Genomic DNA, 22,165 nt, shown 5'->3' with positions numbered 1-22,165 from the left:
CCACGGACTTGCCGTTGGACTCCATGTCCAGCTGCTGGAGGTACGCGGTGAACTTCGACAGGTAGTGCGAGTACGGCAGCACCGCATGCGACTGCGCGTCCAGGAAGTCGCCGTACCAGACGCCCAGCAGACCGAGGAGCAGTGGCGCGTTGGCCGGGGCCTCGGCGTTGCGGAAGTGCTCGTCGACGATGCGGAAGCCGTCGAGCATCTCCCGGAAGCGGTCCGGGCCGATGGCGATCATCAGCGACAGCCCGATGGCCGAGTCGAAGGAGTAGCGGCCGCCGACCCAGTCCCAGAACTCGAACATGTTGGCCGTGTCGATGCCGAAGCCGGAGACCTTTTCGGCGTTGGTCGACAGGGCCACGAAGTGCTTCGCGACGGCCTTCTCGTCGCCCCCGAGGCCGTCCAGCAGCCAGGAGCGGGCCGAGGTGGCGTTCGTGATCGTCTCGATGGTGGTGAAGGTCTTGGAGGCGATGATGAACAGCGTCTCCGCCGGGTCCAGGTCCCGGACCGCCTCGTGCAGGTCGGCGCCGTCCACGTTGGACACGAAGCGGAGGGTGAGGGAGCGGTCGGTGAAGGCCCGCAGTGCCTCGTAGGCCATGGCCGGACCGAGGTCGGAGCCGCCGATGCCGATGTTGACGACGTTCTTGATGCGCCGGCCGGTGTGGCCGGTCCACTCGCCGGAGCGGACCCGGTCGGCGAAGCCGGCCATCTTGTCCAGCACGGCGTGCACCTTGGGGACGACGTTCTCGCCGTCGACCTCGATCACCGCGTCCCGCGGCGCCCGCAGCGCGGTGTGCAGCACGGCCCGGTCCTCGGTGATGTTGATGCGCTCACCGCGGAACATGGCGTCGCGCAGACCGAACACGTCGGTGGCGGTGGCCAGTTCCTGGAGCAGGGCCAGCGTCTCGTCGGTGACCAGGTGCTTCGAGTAGTCGATACGCAGGTCCCCGACACGCACGACGTACCGCTCCGCCCGCCCGGGGTCCTGGGCGAACAGCTCGCGCAGGTCCGGGTGGGGCAGCGCGCCCTTGCGGTGGTCCGCGAGCGCGGTCCACTCCGGACGCTGGTTGAGCTTGGTGGTGTCAGACATGGACAGGGGTCTCCTTGCCGGCCTCGCCGCGCAGGGCGACGGCGTACATCTCGTCGGCGTCGAGGCGCCTGAGCTCCTCGGCGATGAGTTCGGAGGTGGGGCGCACCTTCAGGGCGACGGAGCGCGGGGGCTGACCGGGCAGGGTCATCGTGGCGAGCGGCCCCTCGGGGCGGTCGACGACGATCTCGCCGCCCGCCGTGCCGAGCCGGACGGCGGTGACGACCGGCCCGTCGGTGACCACCCGGTCCACCCGGACGTCCAGCCGGGCCTCAAGCCAGCGGGCCAGCAGCTCGGCCGCCGGGTTGTCCGCCTCGGCCTCCACGACCGCGGCGGTCACCGGCACCCGGGCCTGGTCCAGGGCCGCGGCCAGCATCGAGCGCCACAGGGTCAGCCGGGTCCAGGCCAGGTCGGTGTCGCCGGGCGCGTAGGCGCGCACCCGGCGCTCCAGGACCTCCATCGGCCGCTCGACCGTGTACAGGTCGGTGATCCGGCGCTGGGCCAGCGCGCCCAGCGGGTCCTTCGCGGGGTTGTCCGGAGCCTCCACCGGCCACCACACGACGACCGGCGCGTCCGGCAGCAGCAGCGGCAGCACCACCGAGTCGGCGTGTTCGGACACCTCCCCGTACATGCGCAGGACGACGGTCTCGCCGGTCCCGGCCTCCGAGCCGACCCTGACCTCGGCGTCGAGGTGCGAGCGGGTGCGGTCGCGCAGGTTGCGGGGGTGGCGCTTGATGACGACCAGGGTGCGCGAGGGGTGCTCGTGCGAGGCCTCCTCGGCGGCCTTGATCGCGTCGTAGGCGTTCTCCTCGTCGGTGACGATCACCAGCGTGAGCACCATGCCCACGGCCGGGGTGCCGATGGCCCGACGGCCCTGCACCAACGCCTTGTTGATCTTGCTTGCCGTGGTGTCGGTCAGGTCGATCCTCATGGCCTGCGCCAGCTCCGTCCGTCTCGTGCGAGCATCTCGTCGGCTTCCCGCGGTCCCCAGCCGCCCGACGCGTACTGCGCGGGCTTGTCGTGCGAGGCCCAGTACTCCTCGATCGGGTCGAGGATCCGCCAGGACTCTTCCACCTCCTGGTGGCGCGGGAACAGGTTGGCGTCACCCAGAAGGACGTCCAGGATCAGCCTTTCGTACGCCTCCGGGCTGGACTCGGTGAAGGACTCGCCGTACGCGAAGTCCATCGACACGTCCCGGATCTCCATCGACGTGCCCGGCACCTTGGAGCCGAAGCGCACCGTCATGCCCTCGTCGGGCTGGACGCGGATGACGATGGCGTTCTCACCCAGCTCCTCCGTCGCCGTGGAGTCGAAGGGGGAGTGCGGGGCCCGCTGGAAGACCACCGCGATCTCGGTGACCCGGCGGCCCAGGCGCTTGCCGGTGCGCAGGTAGAAGGGCACCCCGGCCCAGCGGCGGTTGTCGATGCCCAGCTTGATCGCCGCGTAGGTGTCGGTGGTGGAGGCCGGGTCGATGCCCTCCTCCTCCAGGTAGCCGGGCACCTGCGCGCCGCCCTGCCAGCCGCCCGCGTACTGCCCGCGCACCGTGTGCTCGCCCAGCTCGTCCGGCAGCCGCACGGCGCGCAGCACCTTCAGCTTCTCGGTGAGCAGCGACCGCGCGTCGAAGGCGGCCGGCTCCTCCATGGCGGTGAGTGCCATCAGCTGGAGCAGGTGGTTCTGGATGACGTCGCGGGCGGCGCCGATGCCGTCGTAGTAGCCGGCCCGGCCGCCGATGCCGATGTCCTCGGCCATCGTGATCTGCACGTGGTCCACGTAGGACCGGTTCCAGATCGGCTCGTACATCTGGTTGGCGAAGCGCAGCGCCAGGATGTTCTGGACGGTCTCCTTGCCCAGGTAGTGGTCGATGCGGAAGACCTGCTCCGGGTCGAAGACCTCGTGCACCAGCGCGTTCAGGTCGCGGGCGCTGTCCAGGTCGTGGCCGAAGGGCTTCTCGATGACCGCTCGCCGCCAGGAGCCGTCCGGCCCGTCGGTCAGACCGTGCTTCTTGAGCTGCTGGACGACCTTCGGGAAGAACTTCGGCGGCACCGAGAGGTAGAAGGCGTAGTTGCCGCTGGTGCCGCGGGAGGCGTCCAGTTCCTCGACGGCCTTGCGCAGCTGTTCGAACGCCTGGTCGTCGTCGAAGTCGCCGGGGATGAAGCGCATGCCCTCGGAGAGCTGCTGCCAGACCTCCTCGCGGAACGGCGTGCGCGCGTGCTCCTTGACCGCGTCGTGCACGACCTCGGCGAAGTCCTGGTCCTCCCAGTCCCGGCGGGCGAAGCCGACCAGCGAGAAGCCCGGCGGCAGCAGGCCGCGGTTGGCCAGGTCGTACACGGCGGGCATCAGCTTGCGGCGGGACAGGTCACCGGTGACGCCGAAGATCACCAGCCCGGACGGTCCGGCGATCCGGGGCAGCCGGCGGTCCTGGGGATCGCGCAGTGGGTTGCTCCAGTCGAGCGGTGCCACCGGCTCGACGGCCTCCGCGCCCGCGCCCTTGCCCTTCGTCCCCTTGGCGGCGCGGGACGTCCCGGTCTTCTTCGCGCTCCGGGGAGCCTTCGACGGTGCGGCCGCCTTCGCCGCTTTGGCGGCGCGGGCCTCTTCGGCCTCCTCGGCGTGCAGCGGTCCCGCCGCCTCCTGGGCCGTCCGGGCCTCCTTGGCTTCCTTCGTCGCCTTGGTCTCCTGGGGCGCCCCAGCGGGAAGCTCCTCGCTCATTCCCCGTCAACTCCCTTGCTGTCGAGGGACTTCGTCACGGCGGCGAGCAGGTCCTGCCAGGCCGCCTCGAACTTCGCCACGCCCTCTCGCTCCAACTGCTCCACCACCTCGTCGTACGACACGCCGAGCCGCTCCACCGCCGCGAGGTCGGCCCGGGCCTGGGCGTACCCGCCGGTGACCGTGTCGCCCCGGACCTCGCCGTGATCGGCGGCGGCGTCCAGGGTGGCCTCCGGCATCGTGTTCACGGTGCCGGGAGCGACCAGCTCCTCCACGTACAGGGTGTCCCGGAATGCCGGGTCCTTCACACCGGTGGACGCCCACAGGGGGCGCTGCGGGTTGGCGCGGGCCCCCGCGAGGGCGGTGAAGCGGTCGCCCGCGAAGACGTTCTCGTACGCCTCGTAGGCCAGTCGCGCGTTGGCCAGCGCCGCCTTTCCGCGCAGGCCGCGCGCCTCGTCCGTGCCCAGCAGCGACAGACGCTTGTCGATCTCGCTGTCGACGCGGGAGACGAAGAAGGACGCGACCGAGTGGATGCCGGCCAGGTCGATCCCGGCCGCCTGGGCCTTCTCCAGACCGGCGAGGTAGGCGTCCATGACCTCGCGGTAGCGCTCCAGGGAGAAGATCAGCGTGACGTTGACGCTGATGCCGGCGCCGATGACCTCGGTGATCGCCGGGAGACCGGCCTTCGTCGCCGGGATCTTGATCATCACGTTGGGGCGGTCGACCAGCCAGGCCAGCTGACGCGCCTCGGCGACGGTGGCCCGGGTGTCGTGGGCGAGCCGGGGGTCGACCTCGATGGAGACCCGGCCGTCGCGCCCGCCGGTGACGTCGTACACCTCGCGCAGCACGTCGGCGGCGGCGCGGACGTCGGCGGTGGTCATCATGCGGACCGCCTCGTCGACGGTGACGCCGCGGGTCGCCAGGTCGGCGAGCTGCTCCTCGTAGCCCTCTCCGGAGCCTATGGCGGCCTGGAAGATGGACGGGTTGGTGGTGACACCGACGACGTTCTTCGTCCTGATCAGCTCGGCGAGGTTGCCGGACTCGATCCGCCGCCGCGACAGGTCGTCGAGCCAGACGGACACGCCCTGGTCGGCCAGGCGCTGCAGTGCTCCCGCGGTGGCGGTTGCTTCGGTCACAGTGATCATCTTCTCTTTCTGCCCTCGGATCGAGGTCGAAACGGGTCCGGACCGGGATGCGATCCGGTGGGATCAGCCGCGGGCGGCGGCCAGGGATTCCCTGGCGGCGGCGGCCACGTGCCCGGCGGTGAAGCCGAACTCGGTGAACAGGGTGTGGGCGTCGGCGGAGGTGCCGAAGTGCTCCAGGGAGACGATGCGGCCCGCGTCCCCGACGTACCGGTGCCAGGTCAGGCCGATTCCGGCCTCCACGGCCACCCGGGCCCGCACGGACGGCGGCAGCACGCTCTCGCGGTAGGCGCGGGGCTGCTCCTCGAACCACTCCACGGACGGCATCGACACCACCCGCGTGGCGGTGCCCTCGGCCTCCAGCGTCTCCCGGGCGGCCATCGCGAGCTGCACCTCGGAGCCGGTGGCGATCAGGACGACGTCCGGGGCGCCGGAGGCGGCGTCGGCGAGGACGTACCCGCCGCGCGCCGCGTCCGGGTTCGGCGCGTAGGTCGGCACGCCCTGGCGGGTGAGGGCGAGTCCGTGCGGCGCCGGGTGGGTGGAGTGGCGGCGGAGGATCTCCGCCCACACGGTCGCGGTCTCGTTGGCGTCGGCCGGGCGGACGACGTTGAGACCGGGGATGGCCCGCAGGGCGGCCAGGTGCTCGACGGGCTGGTGGGTCGGGCCGTCCTCGCCGAGGCCGATCGAGTCGTGCGTCCACACGTACGTCACCGGCAGCTGCATCAGCGCGGACATGCGCACCGCGTTGCGCATGTAGTCGGAGAAGACCAGGAAGGTGCCGCCGTAGATCCGGGTGTTGCCGTGCAGGGCGATGCCGTTCATCTCCGCGGCCATGGAGAACTCGCGGATGCCGAAGTGCACCGTGCGGCCGTACGGGTCGGCGCCGGGGAGCGGGTTGCCCGCGGGCAGGAAGGAGCTGGTCTTGTCGATGGTGGTGTTGTTGGAGCCGGCCAGGTCGGCGGAGCCGCCCCACAGCTCGGGCAGGACCGGGCCGAGCGCTTGGAGGACCTTGCCCGAGGCGGCCCGGGTGGCGACCGCCTTTCCGGTCTCGAACACGGGCAGGGCGTCCTCCCAGCCCTCGGGCAGCCGGCCCGCGACCACGCGGTCGAAGAGCGCCGCGCGCTCGGGGGCGGCGTCGCGCCAGGCGGCGATCCGCTTGTCCCAGGCGGCGTGCGCCTCGGCGCCCCGGTCCAGGGCCCGGCGGGTGTGGGCGAGGACCTCGTCGGCGACCTCGAAGGACCGCTCGGGGTCGAAACCGAGGACGCGCTTGGTGGCGGCGACCTCGTCCGCGCCGAGGGCGGAGCCGTGGGATGCCTCGGTGTTCCGGGCGTTCGGGGCGGGCCAGGCGATGATCGTGCGCATGGCGATGATGGAGGGGCGGCCGGTCTCGGCCTTCGCCGCCGTCAGCGCCGCGTGCAGCGCGTGCACGTCCACGTCGCCGCTCTCGGCGGGCTCGACGCGCTGCGTGTGCCAGCCGTATGCCTCGTACCGCTTCAGCACGTCCTCGGAGAACGCGGTCGCGGTGTCGCCCTCGATGGAGATGTGGTTGTCGTCGTAGAGGAAGACCAGGTTGCCGAGCTTCTGGTGGCCGGCCATCGACGACGCCTCGGCGGAGACGCCCTCCTGGAGGTCGCCGTCGCTGACGATCGCCCAGACCGTGTGGTCGAACGGGGACTCGCCCTCGGCGGCCTCCGGGTCGAACAGGCCGCGCTCGTAGCGGGCGGCCATCGCCATGCCCACCGCGTTGGCCACGCCCTGGCCCAGCGGTCCCGTGGTGGTCTCCACGCCCGCCGTGTGCCCGTACTCCGGGTGGCCCGGCGTCTTGGAGCCGTGCGTGCGGAAGGCCTTCAGATCGTCCAGCTCCACCTCGTACCCGGCGAGGAAGAGCTGGGTGTAGAGGGTCAGCGAGGTGTGGCCGGGGGAGAGGACGAAGCGGTCACGGCCGGTCCACTCGGGATCGGCGGGGTCGTGTCGCATCACCTTCTGAAAGATCGTGTACGCCGCGGGGGCCAGGGCCATCGCCGTGCCCGGGTGACCGTTGCTCACCTTCTCCACGGCGTCCGCCGCGAGAACCCTGGCGGTGTCGACGGCGCGCCGGTCGAGTTCGGTCCACTCGAAGCGGTCCGCGCCGTCCACTGTCGGCTCCACTGTCTGCTTGCTCGACTGCGTGCTCATCTTCAAGAAGTCCTCGATAGGAGCGGGGTAGCTGGTCTGACGCGTTCAAACTTAAAAGTCTGACTTTTGGGAGTGAAGGTCGTGGTGTGCCAGCCTGTGGTGAAACTGGGACACGCCCCGACCGCGGGGCGCACGGGCGGGACGGCGCGAGAAGGACATGGCGGACGAAAGCATCCAAGACGGTGACGGCGGCCGAGGCGGTGACGGCGACGGGATCAGAACGTTCCCCTTCCCGGTCGATCTCAGCCTCCTCGGAGTCGGCGTTCAGGTCGGGCCCATGGGAGCCGGAAGCGGGTGGCACGCGCACGCCCCGCTGCACCGGGTGCACCGCATCGACTTCCACACCGTCATGCTCTTCACCGGCGGCCCGGTCCGTCACATGATCGACTTCGCCGAGTACGAGGCGGCGGCGGGCGATCTGCTCTGGATCCGTCCCGGCCAGGTCCACCGCTTCGCGCCCGAGGGCGAGTACCGCGGAACGGTGCTCACCATGCAGCCCGGCTTCCTGCCCCGCGCCACCGTGGAGGCCACCGGCCTCTACCGGTACGACCTGCCGCCCCTGCTCCATCCCGACCAGGCGCGGCTCGCCGCGCTGACGGCGGCGCTCGACCAGTTGCGGCGCGAGTACGAGGACGCGACCACGCTTCCGCTGAGCCTGCACACCGCCGTACTGCGCCACACGCTGTCCGCGTTCCTGCTGCGCCTCGCGCACCTCGCGGCCAGCTCCGCACACGCGGCGCGCCAAGGGCGGGCGGACGCACCGGGGGACAGCACCTTCAGCCTCTTCCGGGACGCGGTCGAGCGGGGCTTCGCCACCAACCACAGCGTCAGCGCCTACGCCGACAACCTCGGTTACTCCCGGCGCACCCTGGTCCGCGCGGTGCGTGCCGCCACCGGCGAGACGCCCAAGGGGTTCATCGACAAGCGCGTCGTCCTGGAGGCCAAGCGGCTCCTCGCCCACACCGAGATGCCGATCGGCCGGGTCGGCGCGGCGGTCGGCTTCCCGGACGCGGCGAACTTCTCCAAGTTCTTCCAGCAGCACACCGACCAGACGCCCGCGGCCTTCCGGGCGGAGCTGCGCTGAGCGACCCCGCCCGGCACGACGAAGGGGCCCCACGGTGCGTGGAGCCCCTTCGCCCTCCTGCGGGGGGCCGGTTGCCGCTCAGCGGCCGAAGCTGAACCAGTTCACGTTGACGAAGTCGGCGCCCTGGCCGCTGGTGAAGGTCAGGTACACGTCGTGGGTGCCCGTCACCGAGGCGATGTTCGCCGGGATCGTCCGCCAGGACTGCCAGCCGCCCGTGTTGCCCACGGCGAAGCTGCCGACCGGCGTGCTGCTACGGCTGTCCAGGCGCACCTCGACCAGACCGCTGACCCCGGCGGCGGCACCGCTCGCCACCCGGGCCTTGAACTGGGTCGCCGCGCTCGAACCGAACTTGACGCCCTTGTACTGCACCCAGTCGCCGTTCGCGAGGGCGCCGAGGTTGCTCCCGCCGCCCGAGTCCGAACTGCCCTCGGTCATCGTGCCGGACTGGGCGTCGTAGGACTCGGCCTCGATGGCGCTGTACGCGTCGCGGTCACCGCCGGTCGGGGGCGGCGTGGTACCGCTCCCACCGGCCGACAGCACCTGGACGTAGTCCACGAGCATGGAGTGGCCGGGCTGGGTGCCGCCGTCCGGGCCGCCGCCGAAGGCGTCCGGGAAGCCGCCGCCCATCGCGACGTTCAGGATGATGAAGTAGCCGTGGTTGGTGGCGTTCGCCCAGGTCGTCGCGTCGACCTGGTTGGCGCGGACGGTGTGGAAGTTGTTGCCGTCGACGTAGAAGCGGATCTCCTCGACGCTCGTCGAACGGTCCCACTCCACCCGGTAGGTGTGGAAGCCCGCCTGGCAGGTGGCGCCGGGACACGGGGTGTTGCCGCCGATGCCGCTGGTCTCGTTGCAGGGGCCGCCGGGCGAGGTGCCGCAGTGCAGCGTGGACCAGACCGTGTTGAGGCCCTGTGTGTTCTCCATGATGTCGATCTCGCCGACACCGGGCCAGTTCCAGTAGTTGCCCCGGTAGGGCGCGCCGAGCATCCAGAACGCCGGCCAGTAGCCCTTGGCCGCCGCCCCGGTGACGTTCGGGACCTGGATGCGGGCCTCCACGCGCAGCTTGCCGCCGGCCGGGGGCTCGAAGTCTGCGCGCTTGGTCTCGATGCGGCCCGAGGTCCAGTTGCCGGCGCCGTCGCGCTGCGGGGTGATGCGCAGGTTGCCGCCGCCGTCCAGCGAGACGTTGCTCGGGGACGACGTCATCGTCTCGATCTCGCCGGTGCCCCAGTTGGCGGGGCCGCCGGGGTACGAGGTGCCGGTGTCGTACTGCCAGTTCGCGGTGTTCACGCCGGAGCCGGCCGAGCCGTCGAAGTCGTCGGCGAAGACCTGCGTCCAGCCGGACGGGGGCGGCGGAACGGCCGCGCCCGCCGACGGGCCCGTGACGGTCGTCGCCGCCGCGGCGAGGCCGAGCGTGCCGACGACGGCCACCAGCGCCCGGCGCAGCGGCCGGCGTCTGGGCGGGTTGCCGGATGTCTGACTCATGTGGGGGTCGCCTCTCGATGCGGGAGTGGGAAGCGTTACGCCCCGAGCGCGCTCCGCGGGGAGACGTCTGAGAGCGCTCTCAGAGTGCGGCCAATGTGCTCCGGGTCGCCGCCGCCGTCAAGAGGTGAAGCCGAGAAAGTCCTTGCGGGGCCGGGGAGTTCAGCCCATGAACGTCGTGAACGTCACGAAAGTGCCGGGCGTGGACGGGCGCCCGGCCCGCGCGCCTCGGCCGCGGTCCTCCCCACCCCCGTCGGGGAGGACCGCGGCCGGCCCGTGCGCCCGGTGCTTCAGCGCGCCGCGGGCTGCGGCGGAGCCGGAGCGGGGTCGGGGGCCTCCTCGCGCACCCCGAACCGCTCGTGCGCCCGACGCAGCGGCTTGGGGGCCCACCAGGCGCGACGGCCCAGCAGCGCCATCGTGGCGGGCACCAGCAGCATCCGGACGACCGTGGCGTCGATCAGTACCGCCAGGGTGAGGCCGAGCCCGATCTGCAGGATCGGTGAGAAGCCGCCCGTCATGAAGGCGCCGAACACCACCGCGAGGAGCAGCGCGGCACAGGTCACCACCCGGCCGGACCGGCGCAGGCCGGTCACCACGGCCTCCCGGTCGTCGCCGGTCGCCTCCCGGGCCTCGCGCATCCGGGCCAGGATGAACAACTCGTAGTCCATGGCCAGTCCGAAGGCGATGGCGATGATCAGCGGTGGCGCCGTCAGGCTCAGCGCACCCAGCCCCTCCGCGCCGACCAGTCCGGCCAGATGGCCGTCCTGGAACACCCAGACCACCGCACCCAGCGCGGCCCCGAGACTGAGCAGCGTGGTCGCGACGGTGCGCAGCGGCAGCAGCACCGACCCGGTGAACGCGAACAGCAGCAGGAAGATCCCGGCCAGCACGGTCAGCGCCGCCCACGGCGCCCGGTCGGCGAGCATCTGCCGGAAGTCCACCAGTTGGGCCGCGCCGCCGGTGACCTGGACCGGTGCGTCGCCGCGCACCTCGCGCACCCGCTCGACCAGTTCGGTGGCCGCCGGGCCGTCGGCCGGTCCGCCCGGGGGCAGTTCGAGCACGGTGGTGCCACCGGACAGGTCACGGGCGGTGGTGCCCGGAGCGAGGGCGCGGATCCGGTCGGCCGTCGCTGTGTCGGTGCCGGGCCGCAGGACCACGGTGACCGGTGACACGCCGGTGCCCGGCGGGAAGTGCGCCTCGATCGCGTCGTACAACTGCCGTGCCTCGGTGTCCTTGGGGAGCTGCCGCGCGTCCCCGAGGTTGATGGTCAGGCCGCTGACGGGCAGTGCCAGCACCAGCAGGGCCGGGACGGCCACCGCCAGGACTGCCACGCGCCGCCGGGCGGCGAAGCGGGCGATGCGGCCGAAGAGCCGGCCCTCCTCCTCCGGCCGCACCTTCGCCGGGGGGATCCGGCCGCCGAACCGGGCCAGCAGCGCGGGCAGCAGCGTCAGCGCCGCCAGCATGTCGACGACGACCACCGCGGCGACCGCGAGCCCCATGCTGCGCAGGAACGTACTCGGGAAGACGAGCAGCCCGGCCAGGCTCACCGCCACCGTCAGCCCGGAGAACAGCACCGTCCGGCCGGCCGCCGCGGCCGTGCGGTGCACGGCCTCCGCCACGTCCGGGGTGTGCCGCCGCTCCTCGCGGAAGCGGACCAGGATCAGCAGGGCGTAGTCCACCGCCAGGCCGAGCCCCAGCATCGTCGTGACCTGGATCGCGTACACGGAGATGTCGGTGAACTGGCTGAAGCCGAACAGCGCGAGGAACGCGCCCGCGATCCCGGCGACCGCAACCAGCAGCGGCAGGCCGGCCGCACGCAGCCCCCCGAACACCACGAGCAGCAGCACCAGCACGACCGGCAGCGAGATCAACTCCGCGTTCTTCACGTCCTCCTGGGCGCGCTCGCCCAGCTGCTTCCCCAGCAGCGGTCCGCCGCTGACGTGGACGCCGGACACCTCGCTCCCGGCGATCCCGTGCAGCCGGTCGGCCGCGTCGTCCACCGCCGCCTCCTCGGCGTCGTCGTCGAGGCCGCCCTCCAGGACGACCAGCCCGGGTGTCGCGTAGGGGTCGGGCACCTCGGCGACGCCCGCGACCTCCCGAAGGTCGGCGACGGCCCGCCGCACCTCGGCGCGCACGGCGGGGTCCGCGACGGCGGCGGCCTCGACCACGCCGGTGATCGAGTCGCCCGCCGGGTCCAGGCCGTCCAGGTGCTCGGCGGCGATCTGCGACTCGGTGCCCGGGACGTCGGGCACGTCGTCGGAGAGCCTCCCGAAGACGCCCGTGCCGAGGCCGAAGCCGAGCAGCAGGAACAGGCCCCACAGGAGCAGCACGGTCAAGGGGCGGCGGGTCGCCGCCCGGGCGAGTGTGGACAGCACGGTCCCTCCCGGCGTTTCGGATGCGGTCTTGCCCTGTCGCCACCAGGGTCGGGGCCGCCGGGGGTGCGCCGGATCGCCTGAGGGAGCGGTTTGCGGGCCTCGCCCGCACGGGGGACAGCGCCCGCCGCCTCACCCGTCAGGGGGAGCCGGGCGCCACCAGACCCGTCTCGTACGCGCAGATCACCGCCTGCACCCGGTCCCTGAGACCGAGCTTGCCGAGCACGTTGCTGACATGGGTCTTGACGGTGTGCTCGCTCACGAACAGGGTCGTGGCGATCTCGGAGTTGGACAGTCCCCGGGCCAGCAGCCGCAGCGTCTCCACCTCGCGCGCGGTCAGCACCTCCAGGCGCTCCGGGGTGACCTCGGCCGTGGCCTCCTCGCGCCGGCGCCGCACGATGTCCGCGACCAGACGCCGCGTCACCGCCGGGGCCAGCAGCGAGTCGCCGGCCGCGACCACCCGCACCGCGTGCACCAGGTCGTCCCGGCGCACGTCCTTGAGCAGGAAGCCGCTGGCGCCCGCGTACAGGGCCTCGTACACGTACTCGTCCAGGTCGAAGGTGGTCAGCATGACGACCTTGCAGGCGGAGCCCGCGCACACCCGCCGGGCCGCGTCGAGACCGTCCATGACCGGCATGCGGATGTCCAGCAGCAGCACGTCCGGCGTGTGCCGTTCGACCGCGGCGACCGCCTCCGCGCCGTCCCCGGCCTCCGCGACCACCTCGATGTCGGGCTGCGCCTCGAGGATCATGCTGAACCCGCTGCGCACCAGCTCCTGGTCGTCGGCGACCACCACCCGGATGCTCACCCGAGCGCCGCCCGACGGCCGGCCGCGACGGGCAGGCGTACGAGGACCCGGAAACCGCCGTCCGGTCCGGCGCCGGTGACGGCACCGCCCCCGCAGGCGGCGGCCCGCTCCCGGATGCCGATCAGCCCGTGTCCGCCCTCGCCCGCCCCGCCCGGGGCCGCGGGGCCTCGTCCGTCGTCCGTCACCGTCAGGGTCACCTCGTCCTCCGCCCAGTCGAGTCCGACCGTCGCGCAGGAAGCGTACGCGTGCTTGACCGTGTTGGTGAGGGCCTCCTGCACGATGCGGTAGGCGGCGACCTCGGTGTCCGGGGGCAGCGGACGCGGGTCGCCCGTCACGCGCAACTCCACGGCCAGGCCGGTCGATTCACCGACCCGGCGGACCAGGCCCGGCAGCGCGGCCAGGCCCGGCTGGGGCAGCCGCCACGGTCCGGACTCCCGCTCCTCCTGCTTGAGCACCCCGAGGATGCGGCGCAGTTGGGTCATCGCGTCCCGCCCGGTGGTCGCGATCGCGTCGAAGGCCGCCTCGGCGCGCGCCGGATCACTGCGCACGACGACCGGTCCGGCCTCGGCCTGCACCACCATCAGGCTGACCGCGTGCGCCAGGATGTCGTGCATGTCGCGGGCGATACGGGCCCGTTCCTGCGCCGTGGCCCGCGCGGTGTCGGCCGTCCGCTCACGCTCCAGCCGCCGTGCCCGGTCCTCCAGCTCCGCGGTGTAGGCGCGCTGGGTCCGGGCGAGCGAGCCGAGCGCGTACGCGCACACGATGCTCAGCAACTGGAAGGCGTACTCGAACGGTTCGGCGTCCTCCTTGTGGCTGATGGTGGCGGCGACCCCGACCAGCCAGCCCGCCAGCATCACCCGCCGCTGCCAGGGCCGGGCGAGGGCGGCCAGCGTGTACAGGACGACGAAGCCGCCGTACATCAGGTCGGGCGGCGGCGCGTGGTACAGCGCCTGGACCGGCGTGGCCACCGACACGGCACAGGCGGTCGCGAAGGGCGCCGCCCGCCGCCACACCAGCGGCACGGCGGTCGCGGCGCCGAGCAGCCAGCCCCGCCAGGACAGCGGGTCGTCGCCCTCGTCGGGGAACAGCCACTGCAGCGAGACGGCGAACAGCACCAGCCCGGCGACGGCGGCGTCCACGGCGTACGGGCTGGTCGTACGCAGCCGCACGAGGACGCGGGCGAGCGGGGAGGTCGGCGGGGAGGACAGCGGGGACCGGGCGGACATGGGCGGCTCCTCGGGGCAAGGACCGTCCCAGTATCAACAGGTGTGCGGGGGAGGGTCCTCACCGGTGAGAGGGATATCCGGGCGCCAGCCCAGGGCCCGTGAGATGCCGCGGGCCGCCAGCCGGACCGCCGGCACCAGCGCCGGCACCCGGGCGTCGGCGTGCGGCACGACCACCGACACGGCCGCCGTCACGGTGCCGTCCGGGCCGTGCACCGGGGCGGCCACCGAGAGGGCGTCGTCGGTGATCTGCCGGTCGCTCACCGCCGCCCCGGTGCGCCGCACCTCGGCCAGCACCCGGCGCAGCCGTGCCGGATCGGTGATCGTGTACGGGGTGAAGGAGGCCAGCGGACCGGCGCGGTACGCCTCCTGGAACTCCGGTTCGCCGTGCGCCAGCAGGGCGAGCCCGACCCCGGTGGCGTGCAGCGGCCAGCGGGCGCCGACGCGGATGTGCACGCCGACCGAGGACCGCGCCGCCAGCCACTCGATGTAGACGACCTCGCCGCCGTCCCGCACCGCCAGTTGCACGTTCTCGTGGGTCGCCTCGTACAGGTCCTCCAGGTAGGGCAGGGCGACCTGCCGCAGCCCGAGACCGCGCGGGGCGAGCGCGGCGATCTCCCACAGCCGCAGGCCGACGTGGTAGACGCCCGACCCGTCCCGCTCCAGCGCACCCCACCGGGTCAGGGCGCCCACCAGCCGGTGCGCGGTGGTCAGGCTCAGTCCGGCCCGCCGGCTGATGTCCGTCAGGGACAGCGCCGGGTGCCCGTGGTCGAACGCGGCGAGCACGGAGAGCAGCCGGTCGGGGGCGGTGGGGGCGGTGGGGGCGGTCACCGGGCCGAGGGTAGGTGCCCGCCCTGCCCCTGGACAGAGGGAAGGGCCTTCGGACCGGGGGGAGGCGGGGTGCACGCGCCGGGGCACCCGCCCGTGCCATGATCGGCGCCGGACACAAGTGCGGCCGCGGGCGACGGAAGGGTGCGGACGTGAGGCTGACGATGCTGGGCGGCGGCGGGTTCCGGGTGCCGCTCGTGTACGGGGCGCTCCTCGGGGACCGCGCCGAGGGGCGCGTGAGCGAGGTCGTCCTGCACGACCTGGACCCGGCCCGGCTGGCGGCGGTGACGCGGGTGCTGGCCGAGCAGGCGGCCGGGGTGCCCGACGCGCCGACGCTCACCGCCACGACCGACCTCGACGAGGCGCTGCGCGGCGCCGACTTCGTGTTCTCCGCGATCCGCGTCGGCGGCCTCCAGGGACGCGCCGACGACGAACGGGTGGCGCTCGCCGAGGGCGTCCTCGGTCAGGAGACGGTCGGCGCGGGCGGCATCGCCTACGGGCTGCGGACCGTCCCGGTGGCCGTGGACATCGCCCGCCGGGTGGCCCGGCTGGCACCGGACGCCTGGGTCATCAACTTCACCAACCCGGCGGGACTGGTCACCGAGGCCATGTCCCGGCACCTCGGCGACCGGGTCGTCGGCATCTGCGACTCGCCGGTCGGGCTCGGCCGCCGCGTCGCCCGCGTGCTGGGCGCCGACCCGGACGACGCCTTCGTCGACTACGTCGGCCTCAACCACCTCGGCTGGCTGCGCGGACTGCGCGTCGGCGGACGCGACCAGCTCCCGCGGCTGCTGGCCGACCCGGCGCTGCTGGGCTCCTTCGAGGAGGGCCGGCTCTTCGGTCCCGAGTGGCTGTGCTCCCTCGGCGCCGTCCCCAACGAGTACCTGCACTACTACTACTTCAACCGGGAGACCGTCCGCGCCCACCAGCAGGCCGAGCGCACCCGCGGCGCCTTCCTGCGCGACCAGCAGGCCCGCTTCTACGACGAGATGCGCCGCCCCGACGCCCCGGCCCTGGCCACCTGGGACCGCACCCGCGCCGAGCGCGAGGCCACCTACATGGCCGAGAACCGCGAGACGGCGGGCGCGGGCGAACGCGAGGCCGAAGACCTGTCCGGCGGCTACGAGCAGGTGGCCCTGGCACTGATGCGGGCCGTCGCCCGCGACGAACGCGCCACCCTGATCCTCAACGTCCGCAACCGCGGCACGCTGTCCGTCCTCGACCCCGACGCGGTGATCGAGGTCCCCTGCCTCGTCGACGCGAACGGCGCCCACCCGATGACCGCCGCCCCGCTGCCGGACCACGCCACCGGCCTGGTCTGCGCGGTCAAGGCCGTCGAGCGCGACGTCCTGACCGCGGCCGAGACCGGCTCCCGGGCGGCCGCGGTACGCGCGTTCGCCCTGCACCCCCTGGTCGACTCGGTGGACGTCGCCCACCGCCTCGTCGACGGCTACCGTGCGGTGCACCCGGGACTGGCCTACCTCAGGTGAGCCCCACCGGCGCGGAGGCGGCCGGTGCCTCAGCCGGTCCCGGCGCCGGTGCCTGCGCGGCCGCCGCCGGCGTCAAAACGGCGGGGAGGTCCGCGCGCTGGTGCGGCACGGACACCGGGCGCAGCGGACGCGGCCCCGACACCACGGCGTAGTCCTGGCCCAGGAACGGGGGCTCCAGCTCACCCGGGTCGTCGCCCAGGGCCAGCCGGACCGCCGCCCACGGCACGTTGACGCCGCACAGCGCCAGCTGGTGCAGCCCACCGGCCGGGCGGGTGTTGACGTCCATCAGGACGGGCCGGTCGCCGTACATCCGGAACTGCACGTTGGACAGGTGGTGCAGCCCGAACGCCTCGGCGATCCGCCGCGCCGGGGCCAGCCACTGCTCGTGCAGGGTGAACCCGCGGCGGCGGCCGTTCTTGGTGCGGCCCACGGCGAGACGGACCCGGTTGTCGGTCCCGGTGAGGCAGTCCACCGACACCTCGGGCTGCTCCAGGCGCGGCATCACCAGCCAGTCCACGGGCTCCTCGGCCGCCCGCAGCGCCTCGACGACCAGGGGCAGCGGCACGGACGGGCTCGGGAAGCCGCTCAGGTGCGCGAGCGAGAAGGGGTCGCGGGTGACCGTCCGGAAGCCCACGCCGCCCGCGCCGGACGCCGGCTTGAAGCACGCCCGGTGGCCGCCCGCCTCCAGCTCCTCCACCGCGAGGACCAGTTCGTCGGCCGTGCGCACCCGCCACCAGGGCGGCACCGGCACGCCGATCGCCCGGACCGCCTCGTAGGCGATCACCTTGTCCCGGAAGAGGGCCACGGCCTCCGGCGGCGGCGCCAGCAGCGCCGTACCGGCCGCCTCGAACTCGGCGCGGTGCGCCACGAGGGCCGACTGGTGCAGCCGGGGCACGAACACGTCGATGGCGCGCCGCGCGCACTGGTCCAGCGCGTACTCGACGTACCCGGCGGGGGACAGGCCCTCCGGCTCCAGGTCGGCGGTGTCCGCGGCGGCCAGCACGGGGGAGTCCGGGTCGCCGTGGGTGGCGTGGATCTCGACGGCCCGGTCGGCGGGATTTCTCCGCAGCTGATCCATGAAGAAGACGTTCTCCGCGTACGTGCGGTTGAGCCAGACGCGTACGGGAGAAGCCATGCAAGCCGCCTTCCAGGGTTCGCGGGCAGGGCGAAGCGGGCCGTGCCCGGCCAGGGGTTTGGAGGGACACCGAGCCGCTCTGCGCGAAAGGAGAGTCGTGGCGGTGGTGTTGGGGCGATCATAGGGGTACGCGCGGCCCCGGGCGCAACGAGCGTCACACGGACGCGTCGGCCCGGCAGTGAGCGGGCGGCCCCCGGCTCCGCCGAGGCGCGACCGGGCCGCCTTGTGACCCGGACGGGGATGTGATCTCGTGGCGTCGAACGTACGTCTGGAAGGGGTGGGGGGATGACGTCGAGGGCCGGCGCTCCGGGGAAGCTGTGGGCCATCAGCGATCTGCACATCGGATACGCGGAGAACCGGGCCCTCGTCGAGCGGACGCGCCCCGAGTCCGACGACGACTGGCTCCTGGTGGCCGGCGACGTGGCGGAGACCGTCGCCGACATCCGCTGGGCGCTCGGGACCCTCGCGGACCGCTTCCGCCGGGTCGTCTGGGTCCCGGGCAACCACGAACTGTGGACGCACCCCAGGGACGAGGTCACCCTGCGCGGCGTCGCCCGCTACGAGCACCTCGTCGAGATGTGCCGCGAACTGGGCGTGACCACCCCCGAGGACCCGTACCCGGTGTGGGAGGGCGCGGGCGGCCCGGCGGTCGTGGCGCCGCTCTTCCTGCTGTACGACTACTCGTTCCTGCCCAAGGGCTGCGCGACCAAGGCCGAAGGGCTGGAGTACGCCCAGGGCACCGGAGTCGTGTGCAGCGACGAGTACCTGCTGCACCCCGACCCCTACCCCAGCCGCGAGGCCTGGTGCCGGGCCCGGGTCGAGGAGACCGAGCGCAGGCTCGCCGAGATCCCCGCGGACCTGCCGACGATCCCCGTCAACCACTATCCGCTGCACCGGCACCCCACCGACATCCTGTGGTACCCCGAGTTCGCCATGTGGTGCGGCACCTCGCTGACCGCCGACTGGCACCGCAGGTTCCGCGTCGCCACCATGGTCTACGGTCACCTGCACATCCCGCGCACCACCTGGCACGAGGGGGTCCGCTTCGAGGAGGTGTCGGTGGGGTATCCCCGCGAGTGGCGCAAGCGGCCCGGGCCGCCGGGGCAACTGCGCCGCATCCTGCCGTCGGAGCAGGCGTCCACCGCGACGCCGCGCCAGGAGGTGTCCCGTTGATCGAGGAACTGCTGCCCGACACGGTCGTCACCGTGGAGGCGTTCGGACACGACGACGCCGGCCACCTGCCCCTCTACCCCGAGGAGGAGGAACTCGTCGCGCGGGCGGTCGCCAAGCGGCGCCGGGAGTTCACCGTCGTGCGGTCCTGCGCCCGCCGGGCCATGGAGAAGCTCGGCGTACCCGCGCAGCCCGTGCTGACCGGGGAGCGCGGAGCCCCGCGCTGGCCGGACGGCCTCACCGGCAGCATGACCCACTGCGACGGCTACTGCGCCGCCGCCCTGGTCCGCCTGACCGACCTGGCCTCCCTCGGCATCGACGCCGAACCCGACGGGCCGCTCCCGGACGGCGTCCTCAAGACCATCGCCCTGCCCGCCGAGACGGCCCGCCTGCGGCGACTGGACGAGGCGCGGCCCGACGTGCACTGGGACCGGCTGCTGTTCAGCGCGAAGGAGTCGGTCTACAAGGCGTGGTTCCCCCTCACCGGGAAGTGGCTGGACTTCGCCGAGGCGGACATCGAGATCTCCGTGGACCCGGTCGACCCGCGCCGCGGCACCCTGCACGCCGCGCTCCTGGTGCCGGGACCGACCGTGGCGGGCAGGCGCCTGAGCCACTTCGACGGCCGCTGGACCGCCCGGGAGGGCCTGGTCACCACGGCCGTCGCGGTCCCGCGCGGCTGAGGGGCCACCAGGCGCCGCCCGCCTCCCGTCAGGGACGCGGGCTCCAGTCCCGCAACAGCCGGAAGAACGCCTCCTCGTTCCCCGTCAGTCCCGCCGCCCGCAGGGCCTCCTCCGCCTCGGCCAGCACGGAGGGCGGGACGACGGGCGGCCGGGGAGGCCCGTCCGGGCCCGTCCCGGTGTCGAAGCCGGCCCGTACGGTGTGCAGGAGCCGCAAGTAGGCCTGGACGGCGGTGCGCTCGTGGTCGGTCAGTACGGCGGTGGTCATCGGTCGGCTCTCCCCACAACGACGTCAGCGGTCACGCGCCCCCGCACGGCGGCGGCACCCTCCCAGCTTGCCGCCCACCACTGACAATCCCGTCCGCGGGACCGGGCCTCCGTGGGCCCCCGTGCCGTTACGACTCGGGCCGCTTGACGCTCTCCAGGAGCATGTCCAGCCACTCGGCGACCTTGTCGCGGTGCTGGTCCGTGGGCAGTTGCGCGGCCCGCCAGGCGATGCCGCGCACGCCGTGGTCCTGGAGCAGCCGCTCCAGCGGGTCGTCGGCGGCGGCCGCCGCCTCCCGCTCCCGGTCGGCGAGTTGCTGGAGCAGTTCCTGCTCGGTGCGCTGGAGGGCACCGGCGAGCGCCTCGGGGTCCTCGGCGGTGAGGAACCCGGCGTGCACCCCGAAGAAGCGCTGACTGGCGTCGCAGTGCTCCATGGTGGGGCGCCGGTCGCCGTTGATGAGGGCGCCGGCCTGCTGCCGGGACATCCCGGCGCCGTCGGCGATCTCCTGCTGGGTGTACTTGCGGCCGTTCGGCTTCAGCCGGGTGCGGCGCAGCAGGTCCAGGCGCTGCACGAACCTGGTCTGGACATCGGGTTCACCCGCCGGCCGGCCGCCGAGCAGAGCCCCGACGACGGACTCGGGGACGCCGCTGGCGGCGGAGAGCCGGCCCACGTCGAAGACCTCGGTGTGCGGCACGCCGAGCCGGTCTGCGAGCGCGCCGACGCGGGCGACGACGGCGGTCGGCGTGGTCGGCGTAGGGGTCGGCATGGCGCCCGGACCTTCGAAGCCACCCGTCACCGACAGCTCTCCTACGTCTCTCAGGCCGCACAGGCTTCTCACAAGCAGTTGCCGTGAACTTCCCGGAGAGTAGCCTGCCGCTCGAACTCACATCCAGGCATCGCCACAACTGTGGCCTATTTCAGCCGTCAACAGGCACGAAATGCCACGATAGTTGACACGCCTCGCGTCGGGGCGCCAGGATGCGGACGCCGCGAGAAGGCCGCATAGGCAAGAGGGGTGACCTCCCGATGGCATTTCAGGCAGGAGGGCAGCGGTCGGCGCCGCGGCCCACCCCCGCGACCCCCGAGGCCCAGGCGTATCTCCAGGACTACACGGCGCTCCTCGAGGCCGTGCCCTTCCCGTCCCTCGTCGTCGACCACCGCTGGGACGTGGTGCTGGCCAACGGCGCCTTCCGGACACTCTTCCAGGGCGCCGGACCGCACCCGACGGCCATGCCCGACGACAACTTCCTCAGGTTCGTCCTCTTCCACCCGGACGCCGCCACGGTCCTCGCCGAGCACGAGTCGAGCTGGTGCCTGCCCATGCTGGCGCACTTCGCCGCCACCCTGGAGCGGTACGGCCACGACCCCGGACTGCAGGCCGTCCGCCGGGACATCGCCCAGGACCCGATCATGGAGGCCGCCTACCGCCAGGGCCTGCCGCACTGGGTCCGCGCCGTCGGCGCACGCGCCGTCGAACACGACGGTGCCGTACGGCCGTTGCACCACCCCGACCCGCGCCGGGGCACCACCGAGTGCCGGGTCGTGGTCGAAACGCCCGGGGCGCTCCAGGAACTGGGCTACACCCGGCTGACGCTGGTCCTGCGCGAACCGCGCCGCACCGGGCAGCGCCCGCCGAGCGCCCGCCGCGCCTCCTCCCACCTGAGGGTCGTCCCCGCCGCCGAGTGACCCGCGGTCAGTGCGTGGGCGGGGTGTCCGCCCCCTGCGGCTCCTTCGAGGGGACCCGGGCCGCCCCGTGCTTGGCCGCCTGGATCTGCTCGTACACGTGGGTGCGCAGCTCCGCGAAGCGCGGCGCCACCCGGGTGTGCACCTGGTCCCGCCCGTCCGGCAGATCGATCCGGAGCTGCTCCCGTACGACGGTGGGGGAGGCGGACAGCACGATCACCCGCTGCCCCAGGTACACGGCCTCGTCGATGTCATGGGTGACGAACAGGACCGTGATGCCCCGCTCCCGCCACAGCGCCCGCACCAGGTCCTCCAGGTCGGCGCGGGTCTGCGCGTCCACCGCAGCGAAGGGCTCGTCCATCAGCAGCACCTCGGGCTCGTACGCCAGCGCCCGCGCGATGGCCACCCGTTGCTGCATCCCGCCGGACAACTGCCACGGGTAGGCCCCGGCGGCGTCCGCGAGCCCGACCGACGCGAGGGCGTCCGCGACCAGCTCCCGGCGCCGTGGCCTGCTCAGGTCCTTCTGCTTCAGGGGCAGTTCGACGTTCTCGCCGACCCGCATCCACGGGAACAGGCTTCGTCCGTACTCCTGGAAGACGAACGCCATCCCGGGCGGCGGACCCGCCACCCTGCGGCCGGCCAGGAACACCTCGCCCGCCGTCGGTTCGAGCAGGCCGCCCACGCACTTCAGCAGCGTCGTCTTGCCGCAGCCCGACGGACCGACCAGGCAGACCAGTTCACCGGCCGCCACCGTGAAGGTCAGATCGCGCACCGCCTCGACACGCCGCCCCGAACCCTCGTACACCTTCCGCAGGCCGCGTACGTCGAGCATGGACCGCCCTTT

19 protein-coding genes are annotated in these 22,165 nt (G+C 73.1%); 5 read left to right on the top strand and 14 right to left on the bottom strand.

The features are described from left to right. From pgi to tkt, 5 genes are all read right to left on the bottom strand, one after another. On the bottom strand, positions 1–1,093 hold a 1,093-nt coding region (gene pgi, locus IE258_RS28590; RefSeq protein ID WP_189748131.1), incomplete at its 3' end, for a glucose-6-phosphate isomerase. Continuing rightward, positions 1,086–2,021 (bottom strand): glucose-6-phosphate dehydrogenase assembly protein OpcA, encoded by a 936-nt coding sequence (opcA, locus tag IE258_RS28585; RefSeq protein WP_189748129.1) that lies wholly within the window; start codon positions 2,019–2,021, stop codon positions 1,086–1,088. The genes opcA and pgi, both read right to left, overlap by 8 nt. Further along, positions 2,018–3,796, bottom strand: a complete 1,779-nt coding sequence (gene zwf / locus IE258_RS28580) for a glucose-6-phosphate dehydrogenase (RefSeq protein ID WP_189748127.1) — start codon at positions 3,794–3,796, stop codon at positions 2,018–2,020. The genes opcA and zwf overlap by 4 nt, the downstream gene beginning before the upstream one ends. Further along, positions 3,793–4,938 (bottom strand): transaldolase, encoded by a 1,146-nt coding sequence (tal, locus tag IE258_RS28575; protein WP_189748125.1) that lies wholly within the window; start codon positions 4,936–4,938, stop codon positions 3,793–3,795. Before tal ends, zwf begins: the two co-directional genes overlap by 4 nt. 63 nt (positions 4,939–5,001) lie before the next feature. Then, positions 5,002–7,110: a transketolase gene (gene tkt, locus IE258_RS28570; protein ID WP_189748123.1), complete on the bottom strand. Its 2,109-nt coding sequence runs from the start codon at positions 7,108–7,110 to the stop codon at positions 5,002–5,004. A gap of 157 nt (positions 7,111–7,267) precedes the next feature. Between tkt and IE258_RS28565 the strand changes: the two genes are divergently transcribed. Then, the gene (locus tag IE258_RS28565) at positions 7,268–8,194 is read left to right on the top strand and encodes a helix-turn-helix transcriptional regulator (protein ID WP_189748121.1); all 927 of its coding nucleotides are present in this window, start codon (positions 7,268–7,270) and stop codon (positions 8,192–8,194) included. 78 nt (positions 8,195–8,272) lie between these two features. On the opposite strand, the gene IE258_RS28560 is transcribed toward IE258_RS28565, so the two are convergent. The 5 genes from IE258_RS28560 to IE258_RS28540 form a co-directional block, all read right to left on the bottom strand. Continuing rightward, positions 8,273–9,673: a glycoside hydrolase family 16 protein gene (locus IE258_RS28560; protein WP_189748119.1), complete on the bottom strand. Its 1,401-nt coding sequence runs from the start codon at positions 9,671–9,673 to the stop codon at positions 8,273–8,275. A 287-nt stretch (positions 9,674–9,960) separates the two neighbouring features. Then, on the bottom strand, positions 9,961–12,045 hold the full coding sequence (locus IE258_RS28555; RefSeq protein ID WP_189748117.1) for an MMPL family transporter: 2,085 nt from the start codon (positions 12,043–12,045) through the stop codon (positions 9,961–9,963). A gap of 136 nt (positions 12,046–12,181) precedes the next feature. Then, a complete protein-coding gene (locus IE258_RS28550; protein ID WP_189748116.1) occupies positions 12,182–12,850 on the bottom strand; it encodes a response regulator in 669 nt (222 codons plus the stop codon). Beyond that, a complete protein-coding gene (locus tag IE258_RS28545) occupies positions 12,847–14,076 on the bottom strand; it encodes a sensor histidine kinase (RefSeq protein WP_189748114.1) in 1,230 nt (409 codons plus the stop codon). The genes IE258_RS28550 and IE258_RS28545 overlap by 4 nt, the downstream gene beginning before the upstream one ends. Before the next feature lie 33 nt (positions 14,077–14,109). Continuing rightward, positions 14,110–14,904, bottom strand: a complete 795-nt coding sequence (locus IE258_RS28540; RefSeq protein ID WP_189748112.1) for an IclR family transcriptional regulator — start codon at positions 14,902–14,904, stop codon at positions 14,110–14,112. A gap of 149 nt (positions 14,905–15,053) precedes the next feature. Here IE258_RS28540 and IE258_RS28535 point away from each other — a divergent pair, with 149 nt between their 5' ends. Then, the gene (locus IE258_RS28535; RefSeq protein ID WP_189748111.1) at positions 15,054–16,391 is read left to right on the top strand and encodes a 6-phospho-beta-glucosidase; all 1,338 of its coding nucleotides are present in this window, start codon (positions 15,054–15,056) and stop codon (positions 16,389–16,391) included. Here IE258_RS28535 and IE258_RS28530 read toward each other — a convergent pair. Then, complete coding sequence (locus IE258_RS28530; RefSeq protein WP_189748109.1) at positions 16,384–17,526, bottom strand: ATP-grasp domain-containing protein; 1,143 nt, start codon at positions 17,524–17,526, stop codon at positions 16,384–16,386. The genes IE258_RS28535 and IE258_RS28530 overlap by 8 nt on opposite strands. 285 nt (positions 17,527–17,811) lie before the next feature. On the opposite strand from IE258_RS28530, the gene IE258_RS28525 reads away from it, so the two are divergent. Next, complete coding sequence (locus IE258_RS28525; protein ID WP_189748107.1) at positions 17,812–18,699, top strand: metallophosphoesterase family protein; 888 nt, start codon at positions 17,812–17,814, stop codon at positions 18,697–18,699. Next, positions 18,696–19,376: a 4'-phosphopantetheinyl transferase family protein gene (locus tag IE258_RS28520; protein ID WP_189748105.1), complete on the top strand. Its 681-nt coding sequence runs from the start codon at positions 18,696–18,698 to the stop codon at positions 19,374–19,376. The genes IE258_RS28525 and IE258_RS28520 overlap by 4 nt, the downstream gene beginning before the upstream one ends. 28 nt (positions 19,377–19,404) lie before the next feature. Here the strand turns inward: IE258_RS28520 and IE258_RS28515 are convergent, their stop codons facing one another. Together IE258_RS28515 and IE258_RS28510 are read right to left on the bottom strand one after the other, a co-directional pair. Further along, positions 19,405–19,641, bottom strand: a complete 237-nt coding sequence (locus IE258_RS28515) for a hypothetical protein (protein WP_159325790.1) — start codon at positions 19,639–19,641, stop codon at positions 19,405–19,407. 127 nt (positions 19,642–19,768) lie between these two features. Further along, a complete protein-coding gene (locus IE258_RS28510; RefSeq protein ID WP_189748103.1) occupies positions 19,769–20,434 on the bottom strand; it encodes a helix-turn-helix domain-containing protein in 666 nt (221 codons plus the stop codon). 230 nt (positions 20,435–20,664) lie between these two features. Between IE258_RS28510 and IE258_RS28505 the strand changes: the two genes are divergently transcribed. Beyond that, complete coding sequence (locus IE258_RS28505) at positions 20,665–21,324, top strand: MmyB family transcriptional regulator (RefSeq protein ID WP_189748101.1); 660 nt, start codon at positions 20,665–20,667, stop codon at positions 21,322–21,324. Between the two features lie 7 nt (positions 21,325–21,331). Here IE258_RS28505 and IE258_RS28500 read toward each other — a convergent pair whose 3' ends face one another. Next, a complete protein-coding gene (locus IE258_RS28500; RefSeq protein WP_229892490.1) occupies positions 21,332–22,153 on the bottom strand; it encodes an ABC transporter ATP-binding protein in 822 nt (273 codons plus the stop codon). Between the last annotated feature and the right edge of the window lie 12 nt (positions 22,154–22,165).

Origin of the sequence: Streptomyces tendae, from assembly GCF_014650435.1 — a bacterium.
Taxonomy (GTDB): domain Bacteria; phylum Actinomycetota; class Actinomycetes; order Streptomycetales; family Streptomycetaceae; genus Streptomyces; species Streptomyces tendae.
This window is presented reverse-complemented; position numbering and strand designations above follow the sequence as displayed.

Excerpts from the sequence above, each read along its gene's own strand:
- opcA (WP_189748129.1), bottom strand. The coding sequence starts at position 2,021 with ATGAGGATCGACCTGACCGACACCACGGCAAGCAAGATCAACAAGGCG.
- zwf (WP_189748127.1), bottom strand. The coding sequence starts at position 3,796 with ATGAGCGAGGAGCTTCCCGCTGGGGCGCCCCAGGAGACCAAGGCGACG.
- tal (WP_189748125.1), bottom strand. The coding sequence starts at position 4,938 with ATGATCACTGTGACCGAAGCAACCGCCACCGCGGGAGCACTGCAGCGC.
- tkt (WP_189748123.1), bottom strand. The coding sequence starts at position 7,110 with ATGAGCACGCAGTCGAGCAAGCAGACAGTGGAGCCGACAGTGGACGGC.
- IE258_RS28565 (WP_189748121.1), top strand. The coding sequence starts at position 7,268 with ATGGCGGACGAAAGCATCCAAGACGGTGACGGCGGCCGAGGCGGTGAC.
- IE258_RS28560 (WP_189748119.1), bottom strand. The coding sequence starts at position 9,673 with ATGAGTCAGACATCCGGCAACCCGCCCAGACGCCGGCCGCTGCGCCGG.
- IE258_RS28545 (WP_189748114.1), bottom strand. The coding sequence starts at position 14,076 with ATGTCCGCCCGGTCCCCGCTGTCCTCCCCGCCGACCTCCCCGCTCGCC.
- IE258_RS28530 (WP_189748109.1), bottom strand. The coding sequence starts at position 17,526 with ATGGCTTCTCCCGTACGCGTCTGGCTCAACCGCACGTACGCGGAGAAC.
- IE258_RS28525 (WP_189748107.1), top strand. The coding sequence starts at position 17,812 with ATGACGTCGAGGGCCGGCGCTCCGGGGAAGCTGTGGGCCATCAGCGAT.
- IE258_RS28515 (WP_159325790.1), bottom strand. The coding sequence starts at position 19,641 with ATGACCACCGCCGTACTGACCGACCACGAGCGCACCGCCGTCCAGGCC.
- IE258_RS28505 (WP_189748101.1), top strand. The coding sequence starts at position 20,665 with ATGGCATTTCAGGCAGGAGGGCAGCGGTCGGCGCCGCGGCCCACCCCC.
- IE258_RS28500 (WP_229892490.1), bottom strand. The coding sequence starts at position 22,153 with ATGCTCGACGTACGCGGCCTGCGGAAGGTGTACGAGGGTTCGGGGCGG.